At 52.4% G+C, this 6,832-nt stretch carries 7 protein-coding genes and 1 pseudogene; all 8 read left to right on the top strand.

What is annotated here, in order from left to right:
• Window positions 1–1,140, top strand: a 1,140-nt coding sequence (gene tuf / locus ADK28_RS14375) for an elongation factor Tu (RefSeq protein ID WP_048795941.1), incomplete at its 5' end; no start/stop codon positions are given.
• A gap of 260 nt (window positions 1,141–1,400) precedes the next feature.
• The gene (secE, locus tag ADK28_RS14370) at window positions 1,401–1,784 is read left to right on the top strand and encodes a preprotein translocase subunit SecE (protein WP_004929916.1); all 384 of its coding nucleotides are present in this window, start codon (window positions 1,401–1,403) and stop codon (window positions 1,782–1,784) included.
• Between the two features lies 1 nt (window position 1,785).
• A complete protein-coding gene (gene nusG / locus ADK28_RS14365) occupies window positions 1,786–2,331 on the top strand; it encodes a transcription termination/antitermination protein NusG (protein ID WP_004929914.1) in 546 nt (181 codons plus the stop codon).
• A gap of 165 nt (window positions 2,332–2,496) precedes the next feature.
• Window positions 2,497–2,925: a 50S ribosomal protein L11 gene (rplK, locus tag ADK28_RS14360; protein ID WP_004929911.1), complete on the top strand. Its 429-nt coding sequence runs from the start codon at window positions 2,497–2,499 to the stop codon at window positions 2,923–2,925.
• 3 nt (window positions 2,926–2,928) lie between these two features.
• Window positions 2,929–3,633, top strand: a complete 705-nt coding sequence (gene rplA, locus ADK28_RS14355; RefSeq protein ID WP_048795940.1) for a 50S ribosomal protein L1 — start codon at window positions 2,929–2,931, stop codon at window positions 3,631–3,633.
• 338 nt (window positions 3,634–3,971) lie between these two features.
• On the top strand, window positions 3,972–4,469 hold the full coding sequence (gene rplJ / locus ADK28_RS14350) for a 50S ribosomal protein L10 (RefSeq protein WP_004929905.1): 498 nt from the start codon (window positions 3,972–3,974) through the stop codon (window positions 4,467–4,469).
• A 63-nt stretch (window positions 4,470–4,532) separates the two neighbouring features.
• Window positions 4,533–4,898 carry a 50S ribosomal protein L7/L12 gene (gene rplL, locus ADK28_RS14345; protein ID WP_004929903.1) on the top strand — a complete coding sequence of 122 codons (366 nt, stop codon included), beginning with the start codon at window positions 4,533–4,535 and terminating at the stop codon, window positions 4,896–4,898.
• Window positions 4,899–5,230: 332 nt separating this feature from the next.
• Window positions 5,231–6,832, top strand: a pseudogene (rpoB, locus tag ADK28_RS14340) (DNA-directed RNA polymerase subunit beta); the annotation flags it as partial.

The following is a 6,832-nucleotide window of genomic DNA, read 5'->3' as shown; positions in this document are numbered from 1 at the left end:
GGTACTATCGGCCACGTTGACCACGGTAAAACTACCCTGACTGCAGCGATCACTACCGTACTGGCTAAAACCTACGGCGGTTCTGCACGTGCTTTCGACCAGATCGATAACGCGCCAGAAGAAAAAGCTCGTGGTATCACCATCAACACCTCTCACGTTGAGTATGACACCCCGACTCGCCACTACGCGCACGTTGACTGCCCAGGGCACGCCGACTACGTGAAAAACATGATCACCGGTGCTGCTCAGATGGACGGCGCGATCCTGGTAGTAGCTGCGACTGACGGCCCAATGCCTCAGACTCGTGAGCACATCCTGCTGGGTCGTCAGGTTGGCGTTCCTTTCATCATCGTATTCATGAACAAATGCGACATGGTTGATGATGAAGAGCTGCTGGAACTGGTAGAAATGGAAGTTCGCGAACTGCTGTCCGCTTACGACTTCCCTGGCGACGACCTGCCGGTAATCCGCGGTTCCGCGCTGAAAGCGCTGGAAGGCGAAGCTGAGTGGGAAGCGAAAATCATCGAACTGGCCGAAGCCCTGGACAGCTACATCCCAGAGCCAGAGCGTGCTATCGACAAGCCGTTCCTGCTGCCAATCGAAGACGTATTCTCCATCTCCGGTCGTGGTACCGTTGTTACCGGTCGTGTTGAGCGCGGTATCATCAAAGTTGGCGAAGAAGTTGAAATCGTTGGTATCAAAGACACCGTTAAGTCTACCTGTACTGGCGTTGAAATGTTCCGCAAACTGCTGGACGAAGGCCGTGCTGGTGAGAACGTAGGTGTTCTGCTGCGTGGTATCAAACGTGAAGAAATCGAACGTGGTCAGGTACTGGCTAAGCCAGGCTCCATCAAGCCGCACACCCAGTTCGAATCTGAAGTGTACATCCTGAGCAAAGATGAAGGTGGTCGTCACACGCCATTCTTCAAAGGCTACCGTCCACAGTTCTACTTCCGTACCACTGACGTGACCGGTACCATCGAACTGCCAGAAGGCGTAGAGATGGTAATGCCAGGCGACAACGTGAACATGGTTGTAACCCTGATTCACCCAATCGCGATGGACGACGGTCTGCGTTTCGCAATCCGTGAAGGCGGCCGTACTGTAGGCGCTGGTGTTGTTGCCAAAGTTATCGCTTAATCGCTGATAAAGTTTGACGCGACACGCGGTAAAAGGGCATCATTTGATGCCCTTTTTCTACGCTGTGAACTAGAACCTATCTCATCAGCGATTTTGCAGTCATAATCATTGGTGAGATGGGCTCTTAAACCGTATTGACTGAAATACGTCATGGCGTAAAACACCGGGATATCGCTAATGCGCTATCCGATCGGTTTGGTTTGCCTCGCAATGCGAGGCAAAGTTGTTTGTTATGAATCATCATTGTGACAGGTTGGTTTATGAGTGCGAATACCGAGGCTCAAGGGAGCGGACGCGGCCTGGAAGCGGCAAAGTGGCTGATCGTCGCCGTTCTGTTGGTTGTGGCTATTGTCGGTAACTATTACTACCGTGATTTAAGCCTGCCATTGCGCGCGCTGGCAGTTGTGCTGATCATCGCCGTTGCAGGTGCAGTGGCTCTGATGACCACCAAAGGCAAAGCCACCGTTGCGTTTGCCCGTGAAGCGCGTACCGAAGTACGTAAAGTGATTTGGCCAACTCGTCAGGAAACGCTGCACACCACGTTGATCGTTGCCGCGGTAACCGCCGTGATGTCACTGATTCTGTGGGGGCTGGATGGTATTCTGGTCCGTCTGGTGTCGTTTATTACTGGCCTGAGGTTCTAAAATGTCTGAAGCTCCAAAAAAACGTTGGTACGTCGTTCAGGCGTTTTCCGGTTTTGAAGGTCGCGTAGCACAATCGCTGCGTGAACACATCAAACTGCACGATATGGAAGAGCTGTTCGGCGAAGTGATGGTGCCTACGGAAGAAGTGGTTGAAATCCGTGGCGGCCAGCGTCGCAAGAGCGAGCGTAAGTTCTTCCCTGGCTATGTGCTGGTGCAGATGGTGATGAATGACGCCAGCTGGCACCTGGTGCGCAGCGTACCGCGCGTCATGGGGTTCATCGGCGGTACGTCTGACCGTCCAGCGCCGATCAGCGATAAAGAAGTTGATGCGATCATGAACCGTCTGCAGCAGGTCGGTGACAAGCCGCGTCCGAAAACGCTGTTCGAGCCGGGCGAGCTGGTGCGCGTCAACGACGGCCCGTTTGCCGATTTCAATGGCGTGGTCGAAGAAGTCGATTACGAGAAGAGCCGCCTGAAAGTTTCCGTTTCCATCTTCGGTCGTGCAACGCCGGTGGAACTGGACTTCAGCCAGGTTGAAAAAGGCTGATCGAATAATCAGCAGTAAGCGGCCTGTTGCCGCTTGTCAAAGGCGTGAAATTGAACTACAATTTCGCGCCTTTTGTTTTTAGATGCCTTGCCTGATTTTTGTCCGGCGAGGTTAAACACGGGGAGCCTCTCACGAGGCGATACTACCCAAACCGAGGAAATTTAAATGGCTAAGAAAGTACAAGCCTACGTCAAGCTGCAAGTTGCAGCTGGTATGGCTAACCCGAGCCCACCAGTGGGTCCAGCTCTGGGTCAGCAGGGCGTTAACATCATGGAATTCTGTAAGGCGTTCAATGCTAAGACTGACAGCATTGAAAAAGGTCTGCCGATTCCGGTTGTTATCACCGTTTATTCTGATCGCTCCTTCACTTTCGTTACCAAAACCCCGCCAGCAGCAGTTCTGCTGAAAAAAGCGGCTGGTATCAAGTCTGGTTCCGGTAAGCCGAACAAAGACAAAGTAGGTAAAGTGACCCGTGCTCAGGTACGTGAAATCGCAGAAACCAAAGCTGCGGACATGACTGGTTCTGACGTTGAAGCGATGACTCGCTCCATCGAAGGTACCGCTCGTTCCATGGGCCTGGTAGTGGAGGATTAAGAGATGGCTAAGCTGACCAAGCGCATGCGCGTGATCCGTGACAAAGTTGATGCTACTAAACAGTATGACATCACTGAAGCTGTTGCTCTGCTGAAAGAGCTGGCCACCGCTAAATTCGTAGAAAGCGTTGACGTTGCCGTTAACCTCGGCATCGACGCTCGTAAATCTGACCAAAACGTTCGTGGCGCTACCGTTCTGCCACACGGCACCGGTCGTTCCGTTCGCGTTGCCGTATTTGCCCAAGGCGCTAACGCTGAAGCTGCGAAAGCTGCAGGCGCAGAGCTGGTAGGTATGGACGATCTGGCTGAGCAGATCAAGAAAGGCGAAATGAACTTCGACGTTGTTATTGCTTCCCCGGATGCAATGCGCGTTGTTGGTCAACTGGGCCAGATCCTGGGTCCACGCGGCCTGATGCCAAACCCGAAAGTGGGTACCGTTACTCCGAACGTTGCTGAAGCAGTGAAAAACGCTAAAGCAGGTCAGGTTCGCTACCGTAACGACAAAAACGGCATCATCCATACCACTATCGGTAAGGTTGATTTCGACGCAGACAAACTGAAAGAAAACCTGGAAGCCCTGCTGGTTGCGCTGAAAAAAGCAAAACCTTCTCAGGCGAAAGGCATGTACATCAAGAAAGTTAGCCTCTCCACCACCATGGGTGCTGGCGTTGCTATCGATCAGAGCGGTCTGTCTGCCGCAGCGAACTAATCGCACTTGCGATTATCGCTTTGACTTGGGGCCGAGATTTGTCTAGAATCTTATGCCCCAAGGTTTTGCTATTGGCTATGCCGTAGGCAAAACAAAGATTTTTCGGTTGGAGCCTGGCCTATCCAGGCCTCCGTCCAAGACCGCAGGTGTATCGCAAGATACTTAATCCTTCCTGCGTAGACGGTGACAGAGCCTAAGAAAATTTTTCTTTTTTATAAAAGAATGTCTTTGCTGGATTCTGCTCACCGTGTTAAGCCGCTCGGCGTGGCGTTTTACAAAGCGCCGAGTGAAGTGAGTTCCGGGGGATTTTCCCCGGCTAATCCAGGAGCAAAAAGCTAATGGCATTAAATCTTCAAGACAAACAAGCGATTGTTGCTGAAGTCAGCGAAGTAGCCAAAGGCGCGCTGTCTGCGGTTGTTGCGGATTCCCGCGGCGTTACCGTAGATAAAATGACTGAACTGCGTAAAGCAGGTCGTGAAGCTGGCGTTTACATGCGTGTTGTTCGCAACACCCTGATGCGTCGCGTAGTTGAAGGCACTCCATTCGAATGCCTGAAAGACACGTTTGTCGGTCCAACCTTGATTGCATTCTCTCACGAACACCCGGGCGCTGCTGCTCGTCTGTTCAAAGAGTTCGCGAAAGCGAATGCAAAATTCGAGGTTAAAGCTGCGGCCTTTGAAGGTGAGCTGATCCCAGCGGCGCAAATCGACCGCCTGGCGACGCTGCCAACTTACGAAGAAGCGATCGCACGCCTGATGGCAACCATGAAAGAAGCCGCTGCCGGCAAACTGGTTCGCACTCTGGCTGCAGTACGCGATCAGAAAGAAGCGGCGTAAGCCACTCTTTCTTAGCCTTTGCTAACGTATTTAAACTATTTCTGAATTTTAGGAACAATTGTTATGTCTATCACTAAAGACCAAATCCTGGAAGCAGTTGCCGCTATGTCCGTAATGGACGTTGTTGAACTGGTTTCCGCTATGGAAGAAAAATTCGGCGTTTCTGCTGCTGCTGCTGTAGCTGTAGCTGCTGGCCCAGCTGAAGCTGCTGAAGAGAAAACTGAATTCGACGTTATCCTGAAAGCTGCAGGCGCTAACAAAGTTGCTGTTATCAAAGCAGTACGTGGCGCTACCGGCCTGGGTCTGAAAGAAGCTAAAGACCTGGTTGAATCTGCTCCAGCCGCTCTGAAAGAAGGCGTGAGCAAAGATGACGCAGAAGCTCTGAAAAAATCTCTGGAAGAAGCTGGCGCAGAAGTTGAAGTTAAATAAGCCAACCTTTCCGGTTGCAGCCTAGTCTTTTAGGCTGATGGCTGGTGACTTTTTAGTCACCAGCCTTTTTGCGCTGTAGGGCGCCAGTAGCGTTTCACACTGTTTGGCTGCTGGTTTCGCCTCCCAATGTTTGTTTCTATTGACGACTTAATATACCGCGGTCTTTGCACTACCAGGAGTTCTGGGGGAAGGCGCGATGAAATGGTTTAAGCGTGATAGCAAGAGACATTGCGGAAAGTGTTCCCGCTTTCCGGTCGACAAAACGGTGTTGCATGAACTGTCCCTAATCGGACGGACAGATTGGGTCACTGATCAGCGAGCTGAGGAACCCTATGGTTTACTCCTATACCGAGAAAAAACGTATTCGTAAGGATTTTGGTAAACGTCCACAAGTGCTGGACATACCATATCTCCTTTCTATCCAGCTTGACTCGTTCCAGAAGTTTATCGAGCAAGATCCAGAAGGGCAGTACGGCCTTGAAGCCGCATTCCGTTCTGTTTTCCCTATCCAGAGCTACAGTGGCAATTCGGAGCTGCAATACGTTAGCTACCGTCTTGGTGAGCCGGTCTTCGACGTCAAAGAGTGCCAGATCCGTGGTGTGACGTTCTCTGCACCGCTGCGCGTAAAACTGCGCCTGGTTATCTATGAGCGCGAAGCGCCTGAAGGTACGGTCAAAGACATCAAGGAACAAGAAGTCTACATGGGCGAAATTCCGCTCATGACCGAAAACGGCACCTTTGTGATCAACGGTACTGAGAGGGTTATCGTATCTCAGTTGCACCGTAGTCCTGGCGTATTCTTCGACAGCGATAAGGGTAAAACCCACTCCTCGGGTAAAGTGCTGTACAACGCACGCATCATCCCTTACCGCGGTTCATGGTTGGACTTCGAGTTCGATCCGAAAGACAACCTGTTCGTGCGTATTGACCGTCGCCGCAAATTGCCTGCGACCATCATTCTGCGCGCGCTGAACTACACCACTGAACAGATCCTCGACCTGTTCTTTGACAAGATCGTCTTCGAAATCCGCGACAACAAGCTGCAGATGGAGCTGGTGCCAGAGCGCCTGCGTGGTGAGACCGCTTCGTTCGATATCGAAGCCAACGGCAAGATCTACGTAGAGAAAGGCCGTCGCATCACCGCTCGTCATATCCGTCAGCTGGAAAAAGACGACATTCAGAGCATTGAAGTACCGGTAGAGTACATCGCGGGCAAAGTGGTCGCGAAAGACTATATCGATACCAATACCGGCGAACTGATCTGCGCAGCCAACATGGAGCTGTCGCTGGATCTGCTGGCCAAGCTGAGCCAGTCCGGCCACAAGCGCATCGAAACGCTGTTCACCAACGATCTGGACCACGGCGCGTACATCTCTGAAACGCTGCGTGTCGATCCGACCAACGATCGTCTGAGCTCGCTGGTAGAAATCTACCGCATGATGCGTCCTGGTGAGCCGCCAACGCGCGAAGCTGCTGAAAGCCTGTTCGAGAACCTGTTCTTCTCCGAAGACCGCTACGATCTGTCCGCGGTTGGCCGTATGAAGTTCAACCGTTCTCTGCTGCGCGACGAGATCGAAGGTTCGGGCATCCTGAGCAAAGACGACATCATCGAAGTGATGAAGAAGCTCATCGATATCCGTAACGGCAAGGGCGAAGTGGACGATATCGACCACTTGGGCAACCGCCGTATCCGCTCCGTTGGCGAAATGGCCGAGAACCAGTTCCGCGTAGGTCTGGTGCGTGTTGAGCGTGCGGTGAAAGAGCGTCTGTCTCTGGGCGATCTGGATACCCTGATGCCTCAGGACATGATCAACGCCAAGCCGATTTCGGCGGCGGTGAAAGAGTTCTTCGGCTCCAGCCAGCTGTCCCAGTTCATGGACCAGAACAACCCGCTGTCCGAGATCACGCACAAGCGTCGTATCTCCGCACTGGGC

Origin of the sequence: Serratia sp. 506_PEND, assembly GCF_001076875.1 — a bacterium.
GTDB lineage: Bacteria > Pseudomonadota > Gammaproteobacteria > Enterobacterales > Enterobacteriaceae > Serratia > Serratia marcescens.
The sequence above is the reverse complement of the archived record's forward strand: the minus strand, read 5'-3'. Positions and strand labels throughout refer to the sequence as shown.